The sequence below is a fragment of the Halovalidus salilacus genome (assembly GCF_031852275.1).
In the GTDB taxonomy this organism is placed as follows: Archaea; Halobacteriota; Halobacteria; order Halobacteriales; family Natrialbaceae; genus Halovalidus; species Halovalidus salilacus.
This window is the reverse complement of the sequence record NZ_CP134700.1, coordinates 1320970-1345607: the sequence shown is the minus strand read 5'-3', so window position 1 is coordinate 1345607 and position 24638 is coordinate 1320970. Positions and strand designations below refer to the sequence as shown.

Annotated in this window: 24 protein-coding genes and 1 pseudogene; 16 read left to right on the top strand and 9 right to left on the bottom strand. The window is 68.5% G+C overall.

Annotation, left to right across the window (positions count from 1 at the left end):
- Positions 1-3: 3 nt before the first annotated feature.
- From RJT68_RS06680 to RJT68_RS06650, 7 genes are all read left to right on the top strand, one after another.
- Positions 4-897, top strand: a complete 894-nt coding sequence (locus RJT68_RS06680; protein ID WP_407039592.1) for a branched-chain amino acid ABC transporter permease — start codon at positions 4-6, stop codon at positions 895-897.
- The gene (locus RJT68_RS06675) at positions 894-1967 is read left to right on the top strand and encodes a branched-chain amino acid ABC transporter permease (RefSeq protein WP_407039591.1); all 1074 of its coding nucleotides are present in this window, start codon (positions 894-896) and stop codon (positions 1965-1967) included. Before RJT68_RS06680 ends, RJT68_RS06675 begins: the two co-directional genes overlap by 4 nt.
- Positions 1964-2731: an ABC transporter ATP-binding protein gene (locus tag RJT68_RS06670; RefSeq protein WP_407039590.1), complete on the top strand. Its 768-nt coding sequence runs from the start codon at positions 1964-1966 to the stop codon at positions 2729-2731. Before RJT68_RS06675 ends, RJT68_RS06670 begins: the two co-directional genes overlap by 4 nt.
- Positions 2728-3444, top strand: a complete 717-nt coding sequence (locus RJT68_RS06665; RefSeq protein WP_407039589.1) for an ABC transporter ATP-binding protein — start codon at positions 2728-2730, stop codon at positions 3442-3444. The genes RJT68_RS06670 and RJT68_RS06665 overlap by 4 nt, the downstream gene beginning before the upstream one ends.
- Before the next feature lies 1 nt (position 3445).
- Positions 3446-5098, top strand: coding sequence for a long-chain fatty acid--CoA ligase (locus tag RJT68_RS06660; RefSeq protein WP_407039588.1), 1653 nt, complete (start codon positions 3446-3448; stop codon positions 5096-5098).
- The gene (locus tag RJT68_RS06655) at positions 5095-5907 is read left to right on the top strand and encodes an SDR family NAD(P)-dependent oxidoreductase (protein WP_407039587.1); all 813 of its coding nucleotides are present in this window, start codon (positions 5095-5097) and stop codon (positions 5905-5907) included. The genes RJT68_RS06660 and RJT68_RS06655 overlap by 4 nt, the downstream gene beginning before the upstream one ends.
- 241 nt (positions 5908-6148) lie before the next feature.
- Complete coding sequence (locus tag RJT68_RS06650) at positions 6149-7342, top strand: MFS transporter (protein ID WP_407040332.1); 1194 nt, start codon at positions 6149-6151, stop codon at positions 7340-7342.
- A 52-nt stretch (positions 7343-7394) separates the two neighbouring features.
- Here the strand turns inward: RJT68_RS06650 and RJT68_RS06645 are convergent, their stop codons facing one another.
- A complete protein-coding gene (locus tag RJT68_RS06645) occupies positions 7395-8036 on the bottom strand; it encodes a TetR/AcrR family transcriptional regulator (RefSeq protein ID WP_407039586.1) in 642 nt (213 codons plus the stop codon).
- 157 nt (positions 8037-8193) lie between these two features.
- On the opposite strand from RJT68_RS06645, the gene RJT68_RS06640 reads away from it, so the two are divergent.
- The gene (locus RJT68_RS06640; protein ID WP_407039585.1) at positions 8194-8559 is read left to right on the top strand and encodes a DUF7312 domain-containing protein; all 366 of its coding nucleotides are present in this window, start codon (positions 8194-8196) and stop codon (positions 8557-8559) included.
- 142 nt (positions 8560-8701) lie between these two features.
- Positions 8702-10501, top strand: a complete 1800-nt coding sequence (gene infB, locus RJT68_RS06635) for a translation initiation factor IF-2 (protein WP_407039584.1) — start codon at positions 8702-8704, stop codon at positions 10499-10501.
- Between the two features lie 128 nt (positions 10502-10629).
- Here the strand turns inward: infB and RJT68_RS06630 are convergent, their stop codons facing one another.
- Positions 10630-10917 (bottom strand): DUF7565 family protein, encoded by a 288-nt coding sequence (locus tag RJT68_RS06630; RefSeq protein WP_407039583.1) that lies wholly within the window; start codon positions 10915-10917, stop codon positions 10630-10632.
- A gap of 150 nt (positions 10918-11067) precedes the next feature.
- Between RJT68_RS06630 and RJT68_RS06625 the strand changes: the two genes are divergently transcribed.
- Both RJT68_RS06625 and RJT68_RS06620 read left to right on the top strand, forming a co-directional pair.
- Positions 11068-11496 carry a hypothetical protein gene (locus tag RJT68_RS06625; RefSeq protein ID WP_407039582.1) on the top strand — a complete coding sequence of 143 codons (429 nt, stop codon included), beginning with the start codon at positions 11068-11070 and terminating at the stop codon, positions 11494-11496.
- Between the two features lie 25 nt (positions 11497-11521).
- On the top strand, positions 11522-12304 hold the full coding sequence (locus RJT68_RS06620) for a PHP-associated domain-containing protein (protein WP_407039581.1): 783 nt from the start codon (positions 11522-11524) through the stop codon (positions 12302-12304).
- A 14-nt stretch (positions 12305-12318) separates the two neighbouring features.
- Here the strand turns inward: RJT68_RS06620 and RJT68_RS06615 are convergent.
- The 3 genes and pseudogenes from RJT68_RS06615 to RJT68_RS06605 form a co-directional block, all read right to left on the bottom strand.
- Positions 12319-12800: pseudogene (locus RJT68_RS06615) on the bottom strand (Mut7-C RNAse domain-containing protein).
- 59 nt (positions 12801-12859) lie between these two features.
- Positions 12860-14605 (bottom strand): DNA polymerase/3'-5' exonuclease PolX, encoded by a 1746-nt coding sequence (gene polX, locus RJT68_RS06610; RefSeq protein WP_407039580.1) that lies wholly within the window; start codon positions 14603-14605, stop codon positions 12860-12862.
- Positions 14605-15045, bottom strand: a complete 441-nt coding sequence (locus tag RJT68_RS06605) for a DUF5788 family protein (protein ID WP_407039579.1) — start codon at positions 15043-15045, stop codon at positions 14605-14607. Before RJT68_RS06605 ends, polX begins: the two co-directional genes overlap by 1 nt.
- A gap of 245 nt (positions 15046-15290) precedes the next feature.
- Between RJT68_RS06605 and RJT68_RS06600 the strand changes: the two genes are divergently transcribed.
- The 3 genes from RJT68_RS06600 to RJT68_RS06590 all read left to right on the top strand — a co-directional run bounded on the left by RJT68_RS06600 (position 15291) and on the right by RJT68_RS06590 (position 18167).
- On the top strand, positions 15291-16208 hold the full coding sequence (locus RJT68_RS06600; RefSeq protein WP_407039578.1) for a rhomboid family intramembrane serine protease: 918 nt from the start codon (positions 15291-15293) through the stop codon (positions 16206-16208).
- 87 nt (positions 16209-16295) lie between these two features.
- Positions 16296-17078, top strand: a complete 783-nt coding sequence (locus tag RJT68_RS06595) for an endonuclease V (RefSeq protein ID WP_407039577.1) — start codon at positions 16296-16298, stop codon at positions 17076-17078.
- A 129-nt stretch (positions 17079-17207) separates the two neighbouring features.
- Entirely contained in the window at positions 17208-18167 is a 960-nt protein-coding gene (locus tag RJT68_RS06590) for an SDR family oxidoreductase (protein ID WP_407039576.1), read from the top strand.
- Between the two features lie 57 nt (positions 18168-18224).
- Here the strand turns inward: RJT68_RS06590 and RJT68_RS06585 are convergent, their stop codons facing one another.
- The 3 genes from RJT68_RS06585 to RJT68_RS06575 form a co-directional block, all read right to left on the bottom strand.
- Complete coding sequence (locus RJT68_RS06585; protein WP_407039575.1) at positions 18225-18461, bottom strand: helix-turn-helix domain-containing protein; 237 nt, start codon at positions 18459-18461, stop codon at positions 18225-18227.
- A 130-nt stretch (positions 18462-18591) separates the two neighbouring features.
- Positions 18592-19902, bottom strand: coding sequence for an ArsA family ATPase (locus RJT68_RS06580; protein WP_407039574.1), 1311 nt, complete (start codon positions 19900-19902; stop codon positions 18592-18594).
- Positions 19903-20012: 110 nt separating this feature from the next.
- The gene (locus RJT68_RS06575; RefSeq protein ID WP_407039573.1) at positions 20013-21113 is read right to left on the bottom strand and encodes a pyridoxal phosphate-dependent aminotransferase; all 1101 of its coding nucleotides are present in this window, start codon (positions 21111-21113) and stop codon (positions 20013-20015) included.
- Positions 21114-21243: 130 nt separating this feature from the next.
- On the opposite strand from RJT68_RS06575, the gene RJT68_RS06570 reads away from it, so the two are divergent.
- On the top strand, positions 21244-21759 hold the full coding sequence (locus RJT68_RS06570) for a CinA family protein (protein WP_407039572.1): 516 nt from the start codon (positions 21244-21246) through the stop codon (positions 21757-21759).
- 274 nt (positions 21760-22033) lie between these two features.
- A complete protein-coding gene (locus RJT68_RS06565; RefSeq protein ID WP_407039571.1) occupies positions 22034-22519 on the top strand; it encodes a metal-dependent hydrolase in 486 nt (161 codons plus the stop codon).
- Positions 22520-22660: 141 nt separating this feature from the next.
- Here the strand turns inward: RJT68_RS06565 and RJT68_RS06560 are convergent, their stop codons facing one another.
- A complete protein-coding gene (locus RJT68_RS06560; protein WP_407039570.1) occupies positions 22661-24598 on the bottom strand; it encodes a beta-CASP ribonuclease aCPSF1 in 1938 nt (645 codons plus the stop codon).
- Positions 24599-24638 lie beyond the last annotated feature (40 nt).

Below are 24638 nucleotides of genomic sequence, written 5' to 3'. Positions count from 1 at the left end.
ACAATGCTCGCATTAGACCTCCTGCAAACGTTCGACGCCGGCATCCTCGTCAACGGCCTCTCGAGGGGGAGTCGGCTCTTCCTGATCGCCATCGGACTGAGCCTGATCTTCGGCGTGCTCGGCGTGCTCAACTTCGCCCACGGGGCGTTCTACATGCTCGGGGCGTACATCGCGCTGGCCGTGACGAACAACCTGGTCGCCAACTTCTGGGTTTCCGTCCTGCTCGGCGCGACCGCCGTCGGGATCGTCGGCGTGCTCATCGAAGTCGGGACGATCCGGCCCCTGTACGGTCGACTCGAGAGCGAACTCGATCAGTTGATCGTCACGTTCGGCTTCGTCCTCGTGATCGACGAACTGGTAAAATTCGTCTGGGGATCGGGGTCGTATCGGCCCCGACGACCGGAACTGCTCGACTTCTCGGTGACGATTTCGGGCGGTACCGTACCGGTCTACCGGCTGTTCATCATCGTGGCCGCGGTGGTCGTGATGGTCGGCGTGTGGGCGTTCCTGACGAAGACCTACTTCGGCTCGCTCGTCCGGGGGACGTCCTCGGACCGCGAGATGGCGTCGATGCTCGGCGTCGACGTCCCGAAGCTGTACACCGCGGTGTTCTTCGCCGGGAGCTTCCTCGCCGGCCTGGGCGGCGCCCTGGCCGCGCCGCTGCAGTCGATCGACCCCGCCCTCGGCGAGAGCGTGATCATCGACGCGTTCATCATCGTGGTTATCGGCGGACTCGGCTCGCTGTCGGGCGCGTTCGTCGGCGCGATGTTCGTCGGACTCGCCCAGGCGATCGCCCCCCACTACATCTCGGCGGGGCAGATGGCCGTCCCGTTCCTCGCGATGGTGATCGTGCTGCTCGTCAAGCCGGAAGGCCTGTTCGGAGGGTTCGGCGAATGAGCACCGAACGCGAATCCATCGGCGCGCGACTCGAGGCGGTCCGCGAGGGCTGGACGACCGAGCGGTTCGTCCTCGTCGCCCTCGTCGCGCTCGTGCTCGCCTCGTTCGGGCCGTCGTTCCAGGTGTACCTGCTCACGGAGTTCCTGATCGTCGCGCTGTTCGCCCTGGCGTTCAACCTCCTGTACGGCTACACGGGACTGCTCTCGTTCGGCCACGCGATGTTCTTCGCCGCGGGCGGCTACTCGACCGCGGTCGCCTTCCGGGACCTCCAGCAACCCGTCGCCGACGCCGTCGGGACCGGGCCCGCGCCGCTCGTAACGTTCCTCGTCGGCGGCGTCCTCGGCTTGCTCGCCGCCGCGGTCCTCGCCGTCCCGGTCGGCTACCTGAGCGTCCGACTCGAGGAGATCTACTTCGCGCTGATCACCCTCGCGTTCGGGATGCTCTTCTACACGACGCTGTACCAGAACCCGGCCGAATTCACCAACGGCTCCGACGGGATCATCCTGCTTCTCGGCGTCGTCGAACTCGGCGGGATGGAGTTCAGCCTCGGCGAACGCCGGATCTACTACTACCTCACGCTGGCCGTCGTGGTCGCGTCCGTGTACGCCATCTGGCGACTCGTCAACTCGCCGTTCGGAACCGTCTGCAAGGCGCTGCGCGAGAGCCCGGAACGGGCGAGCGCGCTCGGGGTCAACGTCAGCTTCCACCGCTGGGTGACGTTCGTCGTCTCCGCGCTGTTCACCGGCCTGGCGGGCGTGTTGGCCGGCGGCCTCTACGGGGTCGTCTCGCCGGATATGTCCCACTGGTCGACCAGCGCCGACCCGGTCGTCGCGACCGTCATCGGCGGCGCGAACTACTTCATCGGCCCGATCGTCGGGGCGTTCGTCTACCTCTACGTCCGGTGGGGGATCAGCCAGTTCCCGACGCTCGAGGCCCACTGGGAGTTCGTCTTCGGAGCCATGCTCGTCGTCGTCGTCCTGTTCTTCAAGCAGGGCGCCGCCGGCGGGGTGTACATGCTTCGCGATCGGCTAGCCGACCGTCGCGGCGGCGACGGGGGTGACGAGCGATGACCACCGTGCTGGAGACGGAGGACCTCCGCAAGCAGTTCGGCGACCTGGTCGCCGTCGACGACGTCAGCCTCGCGTTCGACGGCGACGACATCACAAGCATCATCGGCCCCAACGGCGCGGGGAAGACGACGTTTTACAACCTGCTGACGGGCGTGCTCGAGCCGACCGCCGGCGAGATCTGGCTCCGGAAGGACGGCGACCTGCGCGAGATCACCGACGCGCCGCCCCACGAGGTCGCTCGCAGCGGCCTCTCCCGGTCGTACCAGGTGACGAACGTCTTCGAGAAGCTGACGATCCGCGAGAACCTGCAGGTCGCCCGGATCGCACACGACGGGCGGACGCTCGACGTCCGGTCGCGGTCGGCGACCGACGAGGCGCTGAACGCGAGGATCGACGAACTCCTCGAGTTGACCGGACTCACCGAGCAGGCCGAGATCCGGTGCGACGCGCTGAGCCACGGCGAGAAGCGGAGCGTCGAGATCGCGCTCGCGCTGGCGATCGAACCGACCGTGTTCCTCCTCGACGAGCCGACGGCGGGGATGAACCCGACCGAGACGAGGGAGATCGTCTCGCTGATCCGGGACCTGGACGAGGAACTCGAGACGACGTTCGTCGTCACCGAACACGACATGGACGTCGTGACCGACATCTCGGATCGGATCGTGGTCCTCGCGGAGGGCGCGGTGCTCGCCGACGGGGAGCCGCGGGACGTGCTGACCGACGAACGCGTGACCGAGGCGTACCTCGGGAGTGAAGCCGTATGACAGTCCTCGAACTCGACGACATCGACACCTACTACGGGAACAGCCACGTCCTCCACGGGGTCTCGCTGGACCTCGACGAGGGCGAAGTCGTCGCCCTGCTCGGGCGAAACGGCGCCGGGAAGACGACGACGATGCGCTCGATCATGGGCGTGACGCCGCCCCGGCGCGGGACGATCACCTACCGCGGCGAGGACGTCGCCGGCCTCCCGCCGAACGAGATCAACGCCCGCGGGATCAGCCTCGTCCCCGAGGACCGGCGTGTGTTCCCGACGCTGACGGTCCACGAGAACCTCGTGCTCGCGCACAAGCTCGCGGCCGATCCCCGTCCCGTCGAGGAGATGTACGACCTCTTTCCGGTGCTCGACGAACTCCGGCGCAGCCGCGCCCAGAACATGAGCGGCGGCGAACAGCAGATGCTCGCCGTCGCCCGCGCGCTCGTCCAGCGCCCGTCGACGCTGCTGCTCGACGAGCCGACGGAGGGGCTCGCGCCCGTCATCGTCGACGACCTCCGGGAGATGCTGCAGGACGTCGTCGACCAGGACGTGACCGTCCTGCTGTCCGAGCAGAACGTCAGCTTCGCCTTCGACCTCGCCACCCGCTGCTACGTCATCGACACCGGGTCGATCGTCTACGAGGGGTCGATCGAGGAGCTCCAGGAGCGCGACGACCTCCTCGAGCGCTACCTCGCGGTCTCGCCGGAGGAGGTGGCCTGAGATGACCGGCCTGACGCTCAGGCCGTTCCTCTGGCGGCCGACGAAACTCTTCCCGGAGAAGCGCATCGTCTCCCGGACGCGGGACGGGATCGAGGAGTACACCTACGGCGAGTTCGGCGAGCGCGTCCGGTCGCTGATCGCCGCGCTCTCCGACCTGGGCCTCGGCCGCGGCGACCGGATCGGCACCTTCGGCTGGAACCACCACCGCCACCTCGAGACCTACTACGCCGCGCCGCTGTCGGGCGCGCAGTTGCACACGATCAACGTCCTCCTCGGCGACGAGGACGTGACTCACATCGTCGAGGACGCCGCGGACGACGCGCTGTTCGTCGACCCCGGCGAGCCCCTCGAGACGGTCGCGCGGCTCTGGGACGACCTCTCGGGGACGGTCGGGCGGGTGGTCGTGATGGACGATTCGATTCCCGACGCCGACCTGGGGTCGGACCTCGAGGACGTCACCGTCGCCGTCGAGGACCTATTCGCCGACTACGACCCGATCGCCTTCGACGACCTGCCCGACCTCGAGGAGGACCTCCCCGCGGGGATGTGCTACACCTCGGGGACGACCGGGCGGCCGAAGGGCGCGGAGTACACCCACAAGATGATCTACGCCCACGCGATGATGGTGATGACGCCGTCGGGCCTGGGCATCGAGGAGCGCGACGTCGTCATGCCCGTCGTGCCGATGTTCCACGTCAACTCCTGGGAGTTCCCCTACGCGGCGACGATGGCCGGGACGACCCAGGTCTACCCCGGCCCGTCGCCCGACCCGGCGGACCTCCTCGAGTTGATCGAGCGCGAGGGCGTGACCCTCACCGCGGGCGTCCCCACGGTCTGGATCAACCTCCTGGAGCACGTCGACGAGCACGGCGGCGACCTCTCGAGCGTAGAGCGGATCGTCGTCGGCGGCAGCGCGGCGCCCGAGGAGGTGATGCGCCGGTTCGACGACGAGTTCGACGTCACCGTCGAGCACGCCTGGGGGATGACCGAGACGATGAGCATCGGCTCGATGTCCCGGCCGAAGTCCTGGATGGCCGACTGGGACCGCACCCGGCGGTTCGACAAGCGGGCCAAGCAGGGGCTGCTCTCGCCCGGCCTCGAGATGAAGATCGTCCGCGACGACGGCTCCGAGGCGCCGTGGGACGGCGATACGGCGGGCGAACTCTGGGTTCGCGGTCCGACGGTCGTCCCGGAGTACTACGAACGGCCCGACGCGAACGAGGAGGACTTCGAGGACGGCTGGCTCAAGACCGGGGACATCGCCACCGTCGACGAGGACGGCTACGTCGAGATCGTCGACCGCGACAAGGACGTCATCAAGAGCGGCGGGGAGTGGATCTCCTCGATCGAACTCGAGAACGCGCTGATGGCCCACGAAGCGGTGGTCGAGGCAGCCGTGGTGGGCGTCCCCCACGAGAAGTGGCAGGAGCGCCCGCTGGCTTGCGTCGTCACCGCCGAGAGAGCGGATCCCGGCGAGGACGAACTGCGAGTGCACCTCGCGGAGACCCTCGATCAACCCGACTGGTGGCTCCCCGAGGAGCTCCGCGAGGTCGAGGCGATCCCGAAGACGGCCACCGGGAAGTTCGACAAGCAGGGATTGCGTCAGGCTCTTGGTATCGGCGAGGGAACGGACGCGGACGGTGAGAACGAATGACCGACGCCTTCGAACTCGACGGTGACGTGGCGATCGTGACCGGCGGCGGCCGCGGCATCGGGCGGGCCGTCGCGATCGGCCTGGCCCGCGCCGGCGCCAGCGTGGTGCCGACCGCGCGGACGGAAGCGGAGATCGAAGCGGTCGCGGACCGGATCGAGGACGAGGGCGGCGACGCCCTCGCCGTGACCGCGGACGTCACGAACCCCGACGACGTCGCCCGCGCGATCGGAGAGACCGAAGACGCCTTCGGATCGGTCGATATCGTCGTCAACAACGCCGGGATGAACCCCGACGACGCCCTCGGCCGCCCCGAGGACGTCTCGAGCGAGGGGTTCGACCGCGTGCTCGACGTGAACCTCTCGGGTGCGTTCGAGGTGACGAAAGCCGCCGCCGAGGGCCTGCTCGAGAGCGATACCGGCGGCGACGAGTCCGACGAGTCGACCGCCGACCGTGGTGGCGCCGGCGCGGTGATCAACGTCGCCAGCGTCGGCGGCCTCGTCGGCCTCCCGCGCCAGCACCCCTACGTCGCCTCCAAGCACGGCCTCGTCGGGCTGACGAAGAGCATGGCCCTCGACTGGGCGCCGGACGTGCGCGTCAACACCGTCGCGCCGGGCTACGTCTCGACGGATCTCGTCGAGGAACTCGAGGCGAACGAGCGACTGCGCCAGTCGATCATCGATCGGACGCCGCTCGAGCGGTTCGCCGACCCGGAGGAGATCGCCGGACCGGTCGTGTTCCTCGCCAGCGACGCCGCCAGCTACGTCACCGGCGAGACGCTCGCCGTCGACGGCGGCTGGACGGCGCGCTGAGACCTCGTTCTCCCCCTCGCGGTACGATACCGGTCGGCAACCGAACGCTTTTGTCCGGCCTTGACTAACTGGTTAGTCAAATGGGGCGCAGGACTCGACACGCACGCGGTATCGGCGGGGTGATCGCCTAGTGGGCCGTCCGATCGGAACGACGTCGGAGAACGGATCGGAAACGGCCGCGGGACCGCTCGAGCGGCGCCTCGAGTCGGTCTTCGGTTCGGAGGGGGGCCGCTCCCTCGTCATCGGAACGGTCGTCCTGAGCACGTTCTTCGTCGGCTTCGGGGGCGGCGTGATCTTCCCGATCCTGCCGAACCTCGGCGCGGTGCTCGGCATCTCGCCCGTGCTCGTCGGCGCGATCCTGAGCGCGAACCGCTTTTCGCGGCTGCTCGCGAACGCGCCCGCGGGGATCATCGTCGACCGGGTCGGCACGCGCACGCCGTTCGTCGCCGGGATGGTCGTCCAGGGCGTCGCGACGTTCGGCTACGTCGCGGCGATGGTCGCCCCGCTTCCCGAGGCGTGGTTCTTCGGCTCTCGAGTCGTCTGGGGCGTCGGCAGCGCCCTCGTCTTCGCGACCGCCTACACGATCGCCGCCGACGTCAGCGACGGCGCCTCGAGGGGCGCCAGCATGGGCATCATCCGCGGGGGCGTCCTCTTCGGCTTCCCGACCGGCGTCGTCCTGGGGGGCGTCATCAGCGAGACGGCCGGGACGATTCCGGCCTTCGCCGTGGCGACGGTATTCGCGTTCGCGGCGAGCGTCCTCGCCTACGCGACCGTCCCCGAGACGCACGTCGAGGGCGACGCCCACCGCTCGGTCTCGCCGTGGGACGTCGACACGAGCCTCCCCGCGCTCACCGTCGGACTGGTGAACTTCGCCGTGCTGTTCGCCTACATCGGCGCGCTGTTCGCGACGCTCGTGTTGCTCCTCGAGGCGAACGACCTGGGCGTCTTCGGGTTCGACGCCCAGGGCTCGTCCGGGATCTTCATGGCCGTCACCGTCATCTCCGCCGGCGTGTTCATGTTCCTCGGCGGCTACGTCAGCGATCGGCGGGCCTCTCGGATTCCGGTGCTCGTCTGCTTCCTCGGCGCGACGGTCGTCGGGTTCGTCGCGCTCGCGTTCGCCGACTCGATCGGCACGCTCGCGGTCGCGTGCGCCCTCATCGGCGCGGGCCAGGGGGGCACCAGCGGCCCGCTGATGGCGCTGCTCGCGGATCTCACACCCGACGAGGGGATGGGCCGGGCCGTCGGCACGAACAACGTCCTCGGCGACGTCGGCGGCGGCTTCGGTCCCATCGTCTCGCTGCCGCTCGTCGAGCAGTTCGGCTTCGTCCCGATCTACCTCGTCTGCGCCCTCCTGCCCGTGCTCGCGGGCGCGATCCTGCTGGCGGGCGTCTACAGGGAGACGGGGCAGTTCGTGCCCGGCGTCGGATCGGAGTGACGACCTCCCGTGCTACCGGCGCTCGGCGGGGCTCGACCCTCGAGGCATCCCGTTACTCCCCGTCGGATCGACAGAGCCACTCGTCGACGATCGCCTCGAGGCCCGCTCGAGCGGCCGTCGCGACGTCGTCTCGGCGGGTCGTCACCCGGTAGATCCGGGCGCCGTTGATGGTCGAGATCACCACTCCGGCGACGGCCTCCGGGTCGACCTCGCGGAACGCGCCGCTCTCGATCCCCTCCTCGACGATCGCGATCACGGTCGCCTCCACGGTGTCGTAGTTGCGCGTCAGCTGTCGCCGGAACTCCTCGTTGTACGGCGCCTCCGCGCGGATCTCGAGCAGCGCCGTCGTCAGCTCCCAGTGGTCGAACTCGTCCGATTCCTGGCGCTCCGGGGGGCCGAACATGAGCGCGTCGATCAGCGTCTCGAGGCGCTCGCGCGGGTCGCCCTCCTCGTCGACGGCCGTGTTGCGCTCGAACGCCTCGAGGAGGTACTCGAGAAAGGCGACGAGGAGGGCCTCCTTCGTGTCGTAGTGGTAGTGGATGACCCCCTTCGTCTTGTCGAACTCGTCGGCGATCGCCTGCATCGTGAGGTTGGCGTAGCCGTGCTTGCACAGCGCCCTGTAGGTCGCCCACATGATCGCCTCCTCGGTGTCGGCGGGCGCCCGGTCGCCGTCGCGATCCCCGTCGTCGACCATTCAGTTCACCCGTCGCAAATTACGGGCAAAAGCGTTTGGATCCGAACGACGGGCGGACGACCCGGCCTGCGAACCCATTCCGCCGCAAACAGCGCGTACGGGTCGGTTCGTCGAGCCCGGACCGCGGATTTTTGATTCGGGAGCGGTAATGACAGGTATGGCAGGAGACGCGGCCGGAAACGACTCCGACGAGTTCCCCGGGAGAGACGGCGGACGGCCGTCGGGTTCCGACGAGCGCGACGCGTTCGGCGAGTCCGACGAACGCGACGAGTTCGACGATCGCAGCCCATCTCCGATCGACCTCTCCGGCGGATCCGGATCTGACCGCGCGAGTTCCGACGACGGCGCCGACCACGGCGACGGCGACGACGACGACGAATCCGATGACGGACTGAACCTCGAGCCGACGTCGACGGTGATCGAAGCAGGCGATCCCTCGCTCGAGAACGCCCTGTTCGTCGCCCTGGGTGCGCTCGCGACGGTGGGAATCTTCCTGTGGCTCCTCTCGGACCTGGCGATCTGACCGTCGAGCACGTCGCGCGGGCGAACCGGTCATCGAGCTGTCGCGTTCGGGGCCGCGAGCGGGCCCGGTCCGACGGCCGTGACGATGGGTTTAACTATCGCCCTACGGACGATTTAGCTAAGACCTTCTCGGGTGGTTCACCATGTCGAATACGGATACGCGCGACCCCACATCTCTCAGGACCCCGATCGTCGCCGTCCTCGGACACGTCGATCACGGAAAGACAAGTCTCCTCGATAAGATCCGCGGCTCGGCGGTCATCGAGGGCGAAGCAGGCGCCATCACCCAGCACATCGGTGCGACGGCCGTTCCGCTGGACGTGGTGAGCCAGATCGCGGGCGAACTCGTCGATCCCGACGACTTCGACCTGCCAGGGTTGTTGTTCATCGACACGCCCGGCCACCACTCGTTCACGACGCTGCGATCGCGCGGGGGCGCGCTCGCGGACATCGCCATCCTCGTCGTCGACGTCAACGACGGCTTCCAGCCCCAGACCGTCGAGGCGCTCGACATCCTCAGACGCTCCCAGACGCCCTTCATCGTCGCCGCGAACAAGATCGACACCGTTCCCGGCTGGAACCCGAACGAGGACGCCCCGATCAACCAGACGTACGAGGCCCAGTCGGACCGCGTCCGCTCGGACCTCGATACCGCCCTCTACGAGATCATCGGCCAGCTATCGGACGAGGGCTTCTCGGCGGACCTCTACTGGCGCGTCCAGAACTTCCAGCGCAACGTCGGCGTCGTCCCCGTCTCCGCGATGACCGGCGAGGGGGTCCCCGACCTGCTCGCGGTGATGATGGGGCTCTCCCAGCGCTACATGAAAGAGCAGATGGAGATCGACGTCTCCGGCCCCGGCGTCGGCACCGTCCTCGAGGTCAAAGACGAGAAGGGCTTCGGGACGACCATCGACACGGTCCTCTACGACGGGACGATCCGGACGGACGACGAGGTCGTCGTCGGCGCGAAGAACGAACCCATCGTAACCGACGTGCGCGCGCTACTCCAGCCCCGACCGCTCGCCGAAATCCGAACCGAGAGTCGCTTCGAAAAAGTCGACGAAGTCGGCGCCGCGGCCGGGATCAAGGTCGCCGCGCCGGACCTCGACGACGCCATGGCCGGCGCGCCGGTCCGCGTCGTCCGCGACCGCGACGTCGACGAGGTCATCGAGGAGGTGCGGGCCGAACTCGCCGACATCGCCGTCGACACCCGGGAGGAGGGCGTGGTCGTCAAGGCCGACACGCTCGGCAGCCTCGAGGCGATGGCCGACGCCCTCGAGGAGGCCGAGGTCCCGATCGTCCGCGCCGAAGTTGGTGACGTCGCTCCGCGGGACGTCTCGGTCGCCTCGACGGCGGACGATCCGAAGCAGCGGGCGATCCTCGGGTTCAACGTCGACGTCCTCTCCGACGCCGAGCGCCGGGCGGAGATCGAGGACGTCGAGGTGTTCACCGACGAGGTCATCTACCAGCTCGTCGAGGGGTACACCGAGCACGTCGCGGAGATCGAGCGCGCCCAGCAGTCGACCATTCTGGACAACATCGTCCGCCCCGCGCGGTTCCGAATCCTCATGGACCACACCTTCCGGCAAAACGACCCCGCCGTCGTGGGCGTCGAGGTCTACTCGGGAACGCTCAAGAACAACACGAACGTCGTGAAGTGGGAGGGCAACGAGCCCGAGCGCGTCGGGCAGGTCAAGGGCATCCAGGAGCAGGGCGAGGACGTCGACGAGGCCCGCGCGGGCGACCGCGTCTCGGTGGCCATCGACGGGCCCACGGTCGGCCGCCAGATCGAGGAAGGAGACGTCCTCTGGGCCGAACTGCCCGAGAAGCACGCGAAGATCTTAGAGCAGGAACTGGCGAGCGAGATTCCGGCCGACGAACTCGAGGCGCTGAACATGTACCTCGAGAAACACCGCAAGCGCGATCCGTTCTGGGGCAAGTAACGGGCACGGGCCGGATCGTTCTCCCGAACGTCGACCGTGCGACGGCCGCTCGCGTTCTGATTCCCGATGTCGATCGTCCGACGGTCACCCGCGTTCGGAATCCCGTCGCGGGACGAACCGCCGAGTACTCACCGCTTCAGTTCGGCGGCGATCGACTGCAGGTCCGCGACCTCCTCGATCTCCTCGAGCAACTCCTCGCGCTGGCGCACGTCCTCCGAGTTGGCGCCGTAGGCGCGGACGTACTCGGCGCGGCTGTGTTCGGTGAACGCGTGACGGATCGCGAGGTAGCCGTCGGGGACGATCGACCCGCAGACCTTGCACTCGAGGCGCTCGTGTTCGGTCGCTTGGTGGACGACGGCCGACTCGACGTCGTCGAACACCGCACCGCAGCCGTCGATTCCGCATTCCCAGGGCATTCGTCAGTGTGACTCTCGCCGCGGTCCTAAAGGTCTTTTCGTAGCGACGTGTCGGCCGACTGTCCGCTCCGATCGGTTGTCCGCTCCGGTCGGTGCCGGTCGCACTCGCGAGCCGACAGACCTTCGGCGCTCGGCGTTCTCCTCCCTCGCATGCCGTTGACCAACCGTTCGACGCTTTCGTCGTTCGACGCCGAGGGCGTCCTCCGCGCGGTCGAGGAGACCGTCTCCGGGCCGCTGTACTCCTTTTGCGAGTACGACACGGAATCTTTCCGCCCGATCTTCGTCTCCGACGAGGCCGTCGCGATGTACGAGGACCGGGAGGCGATGGTGGAACACTTCGAGTTGATCCACGGGCACGTCCACATGGACTTCATGCAGATCCAGCTCTTTCGGAACACGCTCTTTCCGGGCGCGGAGCGCGTCGAGTACATCGCGACGTCGATGGACTTCATGAAGATCCTGCGCGTCTACATCGGCGAGGAGGGGCTGTTCGTCGCCGTCGGCCCGGACGAACCGGTCGAGCCGATCGTCGACGCCATCAAGGGTGTCGTCGGCTGGCCGCCAAATCAGAATTCATAACTCTCCACTCTCGATACGTGTATTCGTGAGCGCCGGATCCGGACCCGACACGGAGTTTCGCGTCGACTGCCACGTGAAGATCCTCGACGACCGCGTCCTCGCGCGGGCCAAGCGGGCTGGCCTCGACGCCGTCGTCTACGCCCCCCACTTCACTCGCCTCCCGGAGATCCGCGAGCGCGCGGCCCGCTACTCCGACGACGACCTGCTGGTCGTCCCCGCCCGCGAGGTGTTCACCGGCTCGTGGCACGATCGAAAGCACGTCCTCGCGATCGGTCTCGAGGAACCGGTGCCCGACTTCATCACGCTCGAGGCGGCGATGAGCGAATTCGAGCGCCAGGGCGCGGCGGTGCTCGTTCCCCACCCCGGGTTAGCCACCGTCAGCCTCAGGCACGCGGACGTCGCCGCCTACCGCGACGTCATCGACGCCGTCGAGATCTTCAACCCGAAGCGGCTCCCGGGCGGCAACCGGCGCGCTCGAGCGATCGCGGACGAACTCTCGATTCCCCCCTTCACCTCCTCGTACGCCCACCTCCGACCGTCCGTGGGCGTCTCCTACACGGCCTTCGACGCCGATCTGGGGATCGAAACCGAAGACGACCTCGTCGAGGCATTCAACGCGGGCGTCGGCCGACGCGTGGTCTACGAGAGCGGCCTCCGCCGGCTACGGACCTCGACGACCGAACTCGCACACCTCGTGTACGAGAACACCTGGGAGAAGATCGACCGCCTGTTCCTGTCCGGGATGGAGCCGACCCACCCCTCGCACATCGCCTACGACGGGCGGTTCGACGACGTTTCGGTGTACTAACCTGGGCTGGGGGGCTACTCGGACGTCGACGCGTCGCCGTTCTCCGAAGCGGACCCGATCCTCGAGAGCGTCCGCTCGACCCGATCCCAGTGGCTCCCCTTCCAGAAGAACTGCCCGCAGGCGGTACACCGCCAGAGAGGCGTCTGCCCCGGCTCCGGCGCGTACTCGGGCGTCGGTTCGGACCGGTGAACGCGCTCGAGCGCGCCGTTACAACGCCCGCAGCGCGTGGGTTCGTCGGCGAGGGTTAGCACGAGGCCGGCGTCGGCGAGTTCGGCGAGCTGGCGCTCGACGTCGCGCGACTCGAGCAGGATCGACTCCTCGGCGCGGTTCGAGAGGGCGACGTCCCGCGTGACGACCGTCCGGCCCTCGGCGCGGGCGGCCGCGAGCACCCCGTCGTCTTCCTCGAGGCTGCGATCGCCGGCGTAGGCGGCGTCTAGCCGCACATCCGGAGGTACGAGACCACGCCGCCGCACATGAGGTCGACCAGGAAATCCATCGTGCCGGAGTGGGTGGTGGGTGAGTGGGTGTGAGCGCCCTGCGAGTCGAAGGGCCGGCTCAGTGCAGGAACGCCCGAAGGTCCTCGAGGTCCCACGCGTTGAGCACGTCAGCGGGCTCGGCCCAGCCGCGGCGGGCGGTGTGGACGCCCCAGCGGACGTACTCGAGGCTCGCGGGGCGGTGTGCGTCCGTATTGATCGCGATGGTGGCGCCTTCTTCGACGGCGACCTGGACGGCGCTGCCCCAGAGGTCGAGCCGGTGGGGGTTGGCGTTGACCTCGAGGGCGGTGCCGTGCTCTGCGGCCGCGCGACCGAGGGCCCGGGCGTCGATGTCGAGCCCTTCCCGCTGGTTGAGCAGGCGGCCGCTCGGGTGGCCGACGACGTCGACGGCGGGGTTCTCGATCGCCCGGATCAGCCGCTCGGTCGCCGTCTCCGAGTCCTGGTCGAGGGCGGTGTGGGGGGAAGCGACGATCAGGTCCAGGGCCTCGACCACCTCCTCGCCGAGACCGATCTCGCCCTCGGCGTCGATGTTGGCCTCGATGCCGGCCAGGACCTCGAGGTCCGCGGCGGCGTCCACCTCGCGGATCCCCTCGACCTGCTCGAGGATCTCGGTGTCCGACAGTCCCTCGACGATCCCCGGCCCCTCTGCGTGGTCGGCGATCGCGTAGTAGTCGTAGCCGTGCCCCTCGGCGGCCGCGACCATCTCGTCGATGGTGTTGTTCCCGTCGGACCACTCGGTGTGGGTGTGCAGGTCGCCGCGAACGTCGTCGCGCGTGATCAGGTCCGGAAGCTCGCCGTTCGCGGCGGCCTCGATCTCGCCGCGGTTCTCGCGCAGTTCGGGCGGGATCCACTCGAGGCCGAGCGCCTCGTACATCCCCTCCTCGGTCTCCCCCGCGACCCGCTCGCCGACCCGTTGACCCGCCTCGTGATCGTCGACCTCGGAGACGTCGAAGGCGCCGTACTCGTTGAGCTTCATCCCGCGGTCGATCGCGTAGTTGCGCAGGCTCACGTTGTGATCCTTGCTGCCCGTGAAGTACTGCAGCGCGGAGCCGTACTCCTCCGGGACGACGACGCGGAGGTCGACGCGCACCTCGCCGACGCGGACGCTCGCCTTCTCCGGCCCGGACTCGATCTCGTCGTCGACGGAGTCCCACGCGAGGAACGCCTCGATCACCTCCTCGTTCGAGTCGGTCGCCGCGAGGGCGTCGACGTCGCCGATGGTCTCGCGCCAGCGGCGGATCGAGCCGGCCACCTCGCATCGAGAGACGGCGTCGACCGACTCGAGGAACTCGAGGACCTCGTCGGCGAGCGGCCGGGCCTCCCCCAGGAGCTGTCGCTGGCCGACCGTGCGGGCGAACTCGATGCCCCCGCGGATGTTCTCCTCCGTCTTGGGGCCGAAGCCCTTGACCTCGCGGATCTCGCCTGCCTCGGCCGCCGCCTCGAGGTCGTCCAGGTCCTCGATGCCGAGTTCACGGTAGAGCGTGCCCACGGTCTTCGGACCGACGCCCTCGATGCGGGTCAGCGCTGCCATGTCGACGGGAAGCTCCGCCCGCAGTTCCTCGAGTTCGTCGATCGATCCCGTCTCGACGTACTCGACGATCTTCGAGGAAATGGCGTCGCCGACGCCCTCGATCTCCTCGAGGGCCTCCTCGTTGCCAGCCTCGATCTGGTCGGCGATCGGGATCGGGTGGGCGCGGATGCTCTCTGCGGCCCGGCGGTACGCGCGGGGTTTGTACTCGACGCCGTCGGCCTCGAGCAGGTCGGCGAACTCCTCGAAGCGGGCGGCGAGTTCGGCGTTCGTCGCCATCAGCGCCCCCTCCGTGCCGCGCCGGCGTCGTCGCTCCCGAGGGCTTTCTTCAGGAAGGACATCCAGCGCTTTCGATCGGCCGCCTGCTGGGCGTTCTCCTCGCGCTCGAGGTCCGTCGGACCGAGGCTCTGGAGGGCGTTCAGCGCCCGGTCGATGCCGATGACGCTCCGGGCGAGGTTCTCGCCCTCCTCGCGGGTGATGTCGCCCTCCTCGATCCGCTGGAGGCGCCGGAGGCGCTCCCGCCGCAGGTTCTTCTTCGCCCGCTCGACGCGGTCGCGCTCGCCGGAGGGGACCGTCTCGCGGCGCTTGATCTCGAAGACGAACGTCCGGAGGTCGATCTCTTCCCCCTGGACGGTGATCGTCTCCGGGATGTCGGCGCCGACGGTCGCCCCCTCGCGCTCGACGCGCTCGAGCAACTGCTTGCGCTCGTACGCTTCCATGTCACGGTATCGGGCTCGCGGGGGCAAAAATGGTGGTCCCGGCGAGCGGTCGGCTCGTGCCCCGCGACGGTCGGATCGCGGGTCGCTCGTCGACGTTCATTTCCACAGACCGTTCTCACGATCGAATTTGAGGACTCGAGTCGGGCAGCGAAGGGATACGGCGGCGATTCGCCGGCGTCTTCCGCCGATCGACCGGTTGGCCCGAACCCCAAACCCCATACCCGTTCGCCACATACCCCCGGCTAATGGCTACGTGCGACGTGTGTGGGAAAGTCGTCAATATGCCCTACAACTGTCGGCACTGCGGGGGGACGTTCTGCTCGGAGCACAGACTCCCCGAGAACCACGAGTGCCCGGGCCTCCACAACTGGAACGACCCGCAGGGGGTCTTCGACAGCGGCTTCGACGACAGCGTCAACTCGAGCGGGTCCGCGTCGGCCCGGTCGAAGGTGGCCTCGAAGCTGCCGATCGACACGGGCCCCGGCGGCCCGCTGGCGTACTTCCGCGGAAACGTGGCGTACCTGTTCCTCGTGTTGATGTGGGCGACGTTCGCCCTCCAATTCGCCGTCAGGGCGATCGACCCGCAACTCGCCCAATCGCTGTTCGTGCTCTCCTCGTGGAACGTCGAGTACGTCTGGACCTGGTTTACCTCGATTTTCGCCCACGGCGGGTTCGGCCACATCGTCGGGAACAGTTTCATCGTGTTCTTCTTCGGCCCGCTCGTCGAACGGTACGTGGGCTCGCGGAAGTTCGCGATCCTCTTTCTCGTCAGCGGCGCGCTCGCCGGCCTGGGACAGGTGTTGATCTCCCTGGCCCAGGGCGTTCCCTCGAGCGTCGTCGGCGCCAGCGGCGCCGGCCTCGCCATCCTGGGCGTCCTCACGATCCTCAACCCCGACCTCAAGGTGTACCTCTACTTCATTCTCCCGATCCCGATCTGGCTGATCACCGCGGGGTACGCCTTCTTCAGCGTTCTGTCCCTCTCGACGGGCGGCGCCCCCAGAATCGCCCACGGCGCCCACCTGGTCGGCCTCCTGATCGGCCTCGCCTACGGCCAGTACCTCAAGAACAACCGGAACGTCAGCGCGCCGAACCGGCTGGAGTTCGGGGGCGGCGGAGGCGGCCCCGGCGGTCCGGGCGGACCCGGCGGCCGACGACGGTTCTGATCCGAACTCCGGACGCCGAGAACCCGCCTCGAACCCGCGACGGTTCGACAGCCTTCACAACTCTCCCACACGTAGCAACGGACCACGATGGTTGCGCCCGCTCGTCCCGACCTCGTCCCCGACGCATCGCTCTCTCGCGAGGAGATGGAAACCCTCCAGCGCGACATCGCCGACCTCGCCTCGTTCGCGGACGACCTGCCGTTCGATCCCTCGAGCCTCGGCGATCCGGTCTCGGCGGCCTCGAGCACAGAAGAGCCGCCGATCGTCGCCGGCGTCGACCAGGCGTTCCTCACCGACGCCGAGAAGGCCGTCAGCGCCGTCGTCGCGATGCGCGGCGGCGAGGTGATCGAGCGCGCCCACGCGGTGACGCCACTCGAGATCCCCTACATCCCCGGCCTCCTCTCGTTCCGCGAGGGCAGGCCGATCGTCGACGCGCTCGAGGGACTGTCGGCCGAACCGGACCTCCTGCTGTTCGACGGCAGCGGCCGCATCCACTTCCGGGAGGCCGGCATCGCGACCCACATGGGCGTCGTCTTCGACGTTCCGAGCGTCGGCGTCGCCAAGAGCCCCCTCTGCGGGACCGCCCGGGAGGACCTCGAGAACCTCCCCGAGGGGGCGCGCGTCGGGATCGAGGCGAATTCGCGGGTGGAAGCCCCCGACGGGGAGCTGATCGGCTACGCCGTCCAGACGAGACAGTACGAGTCCTCGAGTCGGTACGTGAACCCGCTCTACGTCAGCCCCGGCCACCGGGTGGGCGCGGAGACGGCGGCCGACGTCGTGCTCGCCCTGTCGGCGGGGTACAAGCTGCCTGAGCCGACGCGGCTGGCGGACTCCTACGCGGACGAGGCGAAGCGCACCGTAGACGAGTGACGTCGCGGCGGGATTCGAGCGGTACCGGTCGCGACCCGCGACGAGAGAACCACCGTTCGACGCTCGGGACGTTCCACCGAGCGCGACAAACCGTCGATACTTAGGTATCGCCTCTCGAATCCGTCGGGTATGGCCATCACCGAGGAAACCGAGTCGGAGCGGAGCGACGACGGTTCCGACTCCGACGCCGAGGCCGGTTCCCGTTCCGGGTCCGAAATCGGAACCGAAACCGGTACGGACGAACGCGTCGCCGAGGATCGACAGACGCGAAAGAAGTGCGTCCTGATCACCGGCTGCTCGTCCGGGATCGGACGCGCGACCGCGCGAGCCTTCCTCGCGCAGAACTGGCAGGTGGTCGCGACGGCCCGGACCGTCGACGACATCGCGGACTTGGCGGACGCGGGCTGTCACACCCTGCAGTTGGACGTCACCGACCCCGACCAGGTCGCCGACGCCGTCGAGCGCACGGTCGAGATCGGCGGCGCGATCGACTGCCTGGTCAACAACGCCGGCTACGCACAGATGGGGCCGCTCGAGGACGTCCGCACCTACGACCTCCACCGGCAGTTCGACGTCAACGTCTACGGACCCCACCGCCTCGCGCGGGCCGCGCTGCCCCACATGCGCGCCCAGGGCTACGGCCGGATCGTCAACGTCTCGAGCGTCATCGGGCGCGTCTCGATGCCCGGCGCCGGCGCCTACGCGGGGTCGAAACACGCCCTCGAGGCGATGAGCGACGCCCTCCGCGCGGAGGTCGAGGAGTTCGGCGTCGACGTCGTGTTGATCGAGCCGGGACCGGTGGAGACGAACTTCACCGCGCGCGTCGAGGAGGAGCTTCCCAGCGAGGAACGCACCCCGGACTACGAGAATCTGTACGAGATCTACGACGAGATGCAGCTGATCGGGGGCGGCGGGCCGCTGGCGGCCGACCCCGAGGACGTCGCCGCCGTCATCCTGCAGGCGAGCAGCTGCACCGAGCCGGCCGCCCGGTACCCGGTCGGTCGCTTCGCACAGTACTCGACGTACGCCAGATTTCTCCCTGATACGCTGCGCGACGCGGTCTACGGGCTGCTCAGGAAGCTCGTCTGAGAATCGACGCGTCCCGTCGTCCCCTCGGTACGCGGTTCGACTCCGCTTCGGCCGGCGTCAGTCCGACGCCACTCCCCCGGACGGATCCGGCTCGGGAAGCGCGAGCGCGTACGTCCCGCCCGTGCACCGTCGAAGGCGACCTGCCCGGTGGAGTGCCTGACAGTGGCGCTCGACGGTCACCGGGTGCGAGTCGAGCGCCTCGGCCAGCTCCGAGACGGTTCGCGGACGCGAGTCGTCGAGGGCGGCCAGGACGTCGCGTTCTCGAGCGCGCTGCGGTGAATCGGACGCTCCCATTTCGTTCTACCGTACGAGTGGAGGAATGCGGTATTCAACCGGGATTCTCGTTCCCACCGAGCGAGAACGTGTGTCTTACCCGCCATACGGCGGGTCGGCGGTGGTTTCACCGGCGCGAGACGTCGGCCGATTACCGGAGGCAGGCCGCGACGACCTCGAGCATCTCCTCGCCCCTGACCTCCGCCGCGAACAGCGGGACGCGACGGACGTCCGTCCCGCGAAAGAGCTCCTGGGCCTCCGTCAGGGCTTGCTGCTGGACGTCCCAGCGCCGCTGGCAGAACTCGCAGTTCTCGAGGTCGGCCTGCAGGAAGTCCCCCTCGACCTCGTCGGTGACGTCCGACAGCGGCTCCATGACGCGGTTGACGACGACGGTGCCGACGGGAATCTCGAACTCCCGCAGTTGCTGACGCAGTCGCTTCGACTCGAAGACGCTCATCTCCTCGGGGACGAGGACGATCCGGAAGTCCGTCCGCGCCGGATCCCGGAGGGCGGCCCGGAGGCGCTCGATCCGGTCGCGCAGCTCCTCGAGGCCGTCGATCCCCTCCGGGTCGTCGTCGGGGACGTTCCCGCCGCCGAACATCCCCTTGATCCCCTCGAACATCCCGCCGATGCGCTCGCGAAATCGCAGGATCCGCCCCATCATCGTGTCCATCAGTTCGGGAAGCTGGAGCAGGCGGAGGGTGTGGCCCGTCGGCGCGGTGTCGACCACGACCCGATCGAACCGCGGATCGTCGAGGTACTCGAGCAGGAGCTGCATCGCGGCGGCCTCGTCGGCGCCCGGCATCGCGCCGCCGAAGAGGGCCTCGGTGGGCGACTCGCCGCCGAGCAGGTCGCCGAGACCGCCGAGCGGGCCCGAGCCGCCGGCGTCGCCGAACGGGGTCGATCCACCGGAATCCCCGAACGGGCCGGCGCCGGGCTCGCCCGAGCCGCCCGCGCCGCCGAACGCGTCCCGGTCGCTCGAGTCGCCGAACCCGCCGGGCTCGCCGAACTCGTCGGCGTCCTCGTCGCCGCCGGCCCCGGCGCCGCCGAAGATGGCGTCGGTCTCCTCGAGCGCCTTCTCGGGGTCGATCTCGGCGCCGTAGAGGGGGTACTCGTCGTGTATCGGTTCGGGTTCGGCGGGGACGTCCGTCTCGAAGGTGTCGGAGAGGGAGTGTGCGGGGTCGGTCGAGACCACGAGCGTCCGCACCCCGCGGCGGGCGCTGTCGAGGGCCGTCGCGGCCGCCATCGTGGTCTTTCCGACGCCGCCTTTCCCCCCGTACAGGACGTACTCGGGGCCGTCGACGGGTTCGTCGGACGGTTCGACGTCGACGGTCTCCCGTCGATCGCCGGCGTCCGCCTCGCCCTCGTCGATGGAGTCCGTCGGCGTCACTTCGATCGTGTTGTCGCCGTCGTCCCCCTCGGCCGCCTCGTCCTCCGTCGGTTCGACGTCGAGGCCACTCATGTCACGGGGTACCTCGCGCGCACACGAGTATTCGTCGATCCGTCGAGAAGGCGGCCGGTTCCGCGTTCGATTTCGAAGGCGATCGGCTTCGGCTCCGTCGCCCGGGTCGCTCACTCGAAGTACGTCGCCAACCGGTCGGCCGCTTCTTCGACTCGCGGCGTGACGAGCGCGAACCGGAGCCAGTCGGATTTCGACTCGCCGAACGCCTCGCCCGGCATCCCCGCGACGCCGGCCTCGTCGATCAGGCGCTCGACGTTCTCGAGCGTTCCCGGAAACCCGTCGAACCGGGCCATGACGTAGAACGAGCCCTGCGGGCGGGTGTAGTCCGCCCCCGCGGCGTCGAGGGCGTTCGTGAACGTCTCGACGCGCTCGGCGAGCAGGTCGCGATTTCGCTCGTAGTACTCGGGCTCGGTCTCCCGTAGCGCTCGCAACACGGCGTACTGCGAGGGGCGGCTCCCGGCGACGTTGACCAGCATGTGGCGACTCCTGGCGTTCTCGACCAACTGGGGCGGGAAGATCGCGTAACCGACCCGGAACCCCGTGATCGCCATCGACTTCGAGAACGCGTTCGTCACGATCCGGTGGTCGGAGTCGACCTCGAGCGCGCTCGCGAAGCGCCCCGAGAGGTCGTAGTGGTCGTACACCTCGTCGCTGATCAGGAGGGCGTCGCGCTCCTCGGCGATCGCGACGAGTTCGCGGACCGTCTCCGCCGGGTAGACGGCCCCCGTCGGGTTGTTCGGCGTGTTGACCACGATGGCGGCCGTCTCCTCGTTCGCGGCCTCGCGGACGTCTGCCGGCTCGAGTTGCCCGGCCTCGTCCGTCGCGACGAAACGCTGCGTCCCGCCGAGCATCGTCGTCTTGCCGGGGTAGTAGGGGTAGACGGGGTCCGTGAGCAGGATTTCGGTTCCGGCGTCGCGCTCGAGCGCCCGCGCCATCGCGAGGTAGTTCGCCTCGCCCGCGCCGTGGGTGATCACGACCTGGTCGACGTCGACGCCGCGTCGGGCGGCGACCTCCTCGCGCAACTCGAGGAGGCCGTCGCTGGGCGGGTACTGGAACTCGGCGGGGTGGAAGTCGGCGTACTCGCGCAGCGCCTCCCGGAGCGCCGCCGGCGGCTCCCAGTCGGGGTTGCCGCTCACCATGTCGACGACGTCGTGAGCCGCCCGGTCGGCGTAGCTCATCAGGTGAAAGAACAGGGGCGTCTCGTACTCCATGTCGCTCCCTGGGTGACGCCGGACCGTCGTTCTTTCGTGATCGACCGCGCACGTCCAATGGGGATCGGTCGAACGTCGCGATCGAAATCGGACCCGGGCTTTGACAACCGCTCGCGTCTTCCGCTCGAGTATGAACGACGACATCGACAGGGAGCTTCCGATGCGGGTGGCCGACCGCCTGCGAGCGCGCGGCGACACCCTCGCCGTCGCCGAGTCGTGCACCGGCGGGCTGGTGGGTGGGGCGATCACCGCGATTCCGGGCTCGAGCGACTACTTCGACGCCGGGGTGACGACTTACTCCTACGACGCCAAGCGGCGCCACCTGGGGGTCAGCCGCGAGGCGCTCGACGAGCACGGCGCGGTCTCCGATCCCGTCGCGCGCGAGATGGCCCGGGGCGTCCGGGACGTCAACGACGTGACCTGGGGCGTCTCCACGACGGGCGTCGCCGGCCCCACCGGCGGCTCCGACGAGAAGCCGGTCGGAACCGTCTACATCGGCGTCGCCTACGCCGGCCCCTGGGGGAGCGAGACCTCCTACGCGACCGCCGAGCGCTACGAGTTCGACGGCGACCGGGCCGACGTCCGGACGAAAACCGTCGATCGCGCCCTCGAGGACCTGCTCGAGGAACTCGACGCGCGGGAGTGAGACAGGCGGGCGTCGAACGGAGACGAAGGAGGACGTCAGAGTGAGGGACAGACGGGCGTCGAACGGAGACGAGCGAGGACGTCGGAGCGAGCGTGCACGCCGAAGCGAGCGGAGTCGATCGTAGGAGGGTACGCGAGTGAGCGGGAGGCAATCGTCGGGGGGTTCGGTCGTACTCTTCGACTGTCGTGTCTGACGCGCGTCATACGCTTCGTCCGGGGAGTGAGCCGGTCTCGACAGAAAGCTATTCGATCCCAGACTGTTCAGTAATCGGTAGATGAATAAGAAGGGACACGTGCTGAACGCGATCCTGTTGGGGATCGGGCTCGGGTACCTCCTCGAGCCCGCGGGGGACGCCGACACGTTCGCGACGATCCTCGAGATCGGCGTTCCCGTCACGCTGGGGGCGCTGGTGCCGGACGTCGACACGGCGTTCGGCAAACACCGGAAGACGCTGCACAACCTGCCGCTGCTCGCGGGGTTCGTCGTCTTCCCCTACGCCTTCGGCAACCTCGAGTACGTCTGGATCGGGGTGTTAACCCACTACGCGCTCGACGTCGCGGGGAGCAAACGCGGCATCGCGCTCTTCTACCCGTTCTACTCGAAGGAGTACGGCCTGCCGATCGGCGTCCCCGTCGGCAGTTCGTACGCGGACCTCCTCACGGTGGTGATCACGGGCCTCGAACTCGCGCTGGCCGGGGCGATCGTCTACCGGCTCCCCCGGTGGGGATTCGAGCTGGGCCGGCAGGCGCTCGGCCTCTGAACGGACCCACGGGATCCTCCCGGGGCTCGATGGACTGATTCGATCCCGCGCGGATCGCGATACGACGGGACTGACCGGGCGGAGACGTGAACGCGCCGCGATCGAACTGATCGAGAGGTGAACTCGACCGAGTGCGCCTCGTCAGAGGAAGCGGAAGGTCTCGAGGTTCTTCGGCGCGAAGGTGCGCATGTTGAACTCGTGGTAGAGGGCGGACGAGAGCTCCTGAGTGGAGCGCTCGTCGCCGTGGACGCAGAGGACCTTCTCGGGGCGGGGGTTCATCGTCCGGACGAAGTCCATCAGGCCGCCGCGGTCGGCGTGGCCGGAGAAGCCGTCGACGGTCTCGACGTCGACGTTGAGCTTCAGCGTGCCGCGTCCGTCGCCGTTTCGGCCCTTTCGGCCGACGTCGCTGGTCGGGATCTCGTCCCAGCCGCTCTGGATGCGCCGACCGAGGGTTCCCTGGGCCTGGTAGCCGACGAACACCAACGTGGAGTCCGGGTCGGGACCGATGTGGCCGAGCCAGGACATGATGGGACCGCCGGTGACCATCCCCGACGTAGAGAGGATGACGCAGGGTTCACCGTCGGCGACGTCCTGACGCTCCTCCTCGCCGCCGTCGATGTGGTTGAACTCCTCCGCGAGGAACGGGTTCTCGTCCTCGTGGAAGATCCGATCGCGGAGGTCGTCGCGGAGGTACTCGGGGTAGGTCGTGTGGATCGCTGTCGCCTCCCAGATCATCCCGTCGAGGTGGACCGGCATCCGCGGAATCTCGCCCTCGCGCATCGCCTCCTCGAGGACGAGCATGATCTCCTGGGAGCGGCCGACCGCGAAGGCGGGGATGAGGACCTTCCCGCCCTTCTCGGCGGTCTCGCGGATGATCCGCTTGAGCTTCTCCTCGGAGTCCGTCTGGTCGGTCTGGTAGTCGTTGCGACCGCCGTAGGTGGACTCGAGGACGAGCGTCTCGACGCGCGGGAAGTCGTTGGTCGCGCCGTTGAACAGGCGGGTGTCCGTGTAGTGGATGTCGCCGGAGAAGGCGACGTTGTAGAGGCCGTCGCCGATGTGGAAGTGCGAAACCGCCGACCCGAGGATGTGGCCCGCGTTGTGGAAGGTGAGTTTGACGTCGGGTGCGATGTCGGTGACGTCGCCGTACTCGAGGGGGATGCAGTGTTTGATCGCCTCGCGGACCTGCTCGGACTCGTAGGGCGGGGTGCGCCCCTCCTTGGCGGCGACGTCGAGGTAGTCGAGCGTGAGCAGCCCCATCAGGTCGCGGGTAGGTTCGGTGCAGTAGATCGGCCCGTCGTAGCCGTACTTGAACAGCAGCGGGATGAACGCCGAGTGGTCGAGGTGGGCGTGGGTGAGCACGACGGCGTCGATGGTCTGGGGTCCCGCGCCGAACGCCTCGGGCGCGTGGAGGTAGGGTACTTCGCCCTCGGCGCCGGGCTTGTCGCCGCAGTCCACGAGGATGCGCGTCTCGGGCGTCGAGAGGATAAAGGAGGCGCGGCCGACCTCTCGACAGCAACCCAGCGTGGAGATGCGGACGTACTCGTCGTCGGACATCTCCTCGCGGTGGATCTGCCGGCCGACCTTCTCCAGGATCTCGCGGCGCTCGTCGCGTTCCTGTTTGAGGAAGCTCCGGACGTTCGAGACGGTGGAGGACTCGATCGGCGGCGTGCGCACGACCTCGGGCGTCCAGCCGACGTTCTGGGTGATCTCGCGGAGGGTCGAGCCGTGGCGGCCGATCACCATGCCGGGCTTCTGGGCCTCGATGACGACCTCACCGGTGTCGGCGTGGAAGTCGAGGTCCGTCACGCCCGCCTCCTCGGGGATGACCTTCATGATCTCCTCGCGGGCCTTCTCGGGCTGGGAGAGGACGCTCGGGTCGGGCCGGACGGTGATCCGCTTTCGAAGCTTGGACGCGAGCTTCCGGATGAGGTCGCCCTGTCGGGCGAACTTCTTCGGATCGCGCGTGTAGACCACCAGTTCGGGGCCTTCGTACTTCACCGAGGAAACCGAGATGTCACTCGGAATTTCCTTCGTGATCTCTGCTTGCAAATCGTCGAGTTGCTGCTCTACAGTACTCATAATCGCCGAATGTGGCTTGCGTGAACTCGCCGACCGAAAG

Bases quoted from the DNA above. Each gene is read 5' to 3' on its own strand.
- RJT68_RS06665 (WP_407039589.1), top strand. From the start codon at position 2,728: ATGACAGTCCTCGAACTCGACGACATCGACACCTACTACGGGAACAGC.
- RJT68_RS06670 (WP_407039590.1), top strand. From the start codon at position 1,964: ATGACCACCGTGCTGGAGACGGAGGACCTCCGCAAGCAGTTCGGCGAC.
- RJT68_RS06645 (WP_407039586.1), bottom strand. From the start codon at position 8,036: ATGGTCGACGACGGGGATCGCGACGGCGACCGGGCGCCCGCCGACACC.
- RJT68_RS06640 (WP_407039585.1), top strand. From the start codon at position 8,194: ATGGCAGGAGACGCGGCCGGAAACGACTCCGACGAGTTCCCCGGGAGA.
- RJT68_RS06580 (WP_407039574.1), bottom strand. From the start codon at position 19,902: ATGAGTGGCCTCGACGTCGAACCGACGGAGGACGAGGCGGCCGAGGGG.
- RJT68_RS06595 (WP_407039577.1), top strand. From the start codon at position 16,296: ATGGTTGCGCCCGCTCGTCCCGACCTCGTCCCCGACGCATCGCTCTCT.
- RJT68_RS06680 (WP_407039592.1), top strand. From the start codon at position 4: ATGCTCGCATTAGACCTCCTGCAAACGTTCGACGCCGGCATCCTCGTC.
- RJT68_RS06600 (WP_407039578.1), top strand. From the start codon at position 15,291: ATGGCTACGTGCGACGTGTGTGGGAAAGTCGTCAATATGCCCTACAAC.
- RJT68_RS06565 (WP_407039571.1), top strand. From the start codon at position 22,034: ATGAATAAGAAGGGACACGTGCTGAACGCGATCCTGTTGGGGATCGGG.
- RJT68_RS06605 (WP_407039579.1), bottom strand. From the start codon at position 15,045: ATGGAAGCGTACGAGCGCAAGCAGTTGCTCGAGCGCGTCGAGCGCGAG.
- RJT68_RS06585 (WP_407039575.1), bottom strand. From the start codon at position 18,461: ATGGGAGCGTCCGATTCACCGCAGCGCGCTCGAGAACGCGACGTCCTG.
- infB (WP_407039584.1), top strand. From the start codon at position 8,702: ATGTCGAATACGGATACGCGCGACCCCACATCTCTCAGGACCCCGATC.
- RJT68_RS06570 (WP_407039572.1), top strand. From the start codon at position 21,244: ATGAACGACGACATCGACAGGGAGCTTCCGATGCGGGTGGCCGACCGC.
- RJT68_RS06660 (WP_407039588.1), top strand. From the start codon at position 3,446: ATGACCGGCCTGACGCTCAGGCCGTTCCTCTGGCGGCCGACGAAACTC.
- RJT68_RS06625 (WP_407039582.1), top strand. From the start codon at position 11,068: ATGCCGTTGACCAACCGTTCGACGCTTTCGTCGTTCGACGCCGAGGGC.
- RJT68_RS06655 (WP_407039587.1), top strand. From the start codon at position 5,095: ATGACCGACGCCTTCGAACTCGACGGTGACGTGGCGATCGTGACCGGC.
- polX (WP_407039580.1), bottom strand. From the start codon at position 14,605: ATGGCGACGAACGCCGAACTCGCCGCCCGCTTCGAGGAGTTCGCCGAC.
- RJT68_RS06575 (WP_407039573.1), bottom strand. From the start codon at position 21,113: ATGGAGTACGAGACGCCCCTGTTCTTTCACCTGATGAGCTACGCCGAC.
- RJT68_RS06590 (WP_407039576.1), top strand. From the start codon at position 17,208: ATGGCCATCACCGAGGAAACCGAGTCGGAGCGGAGCGACGACGGTTCC.
- RJT68_RS06560 (WP_407039570.1), bottom strand. From the start codon at position 24,598: ATGAGTACTGTAGAGCAGCAACTCGACGATTTGCAAGCAGAGATCACG.
- RJT68_RS06675 (WP_407039591.1), top strand. From the start codon at position 894: ATGAGCACCGAACGCGAATCCATCGGCGCGCGACTCGAGGCGGTCCGC.
- RJT68_RS06630 (WP_407039583.1), bottom strand. From the start codon at position 10,917: ATGCCCTGGGAATGCGGAATCGACGGCTGCGGTGCGGTGTTCGACGAC.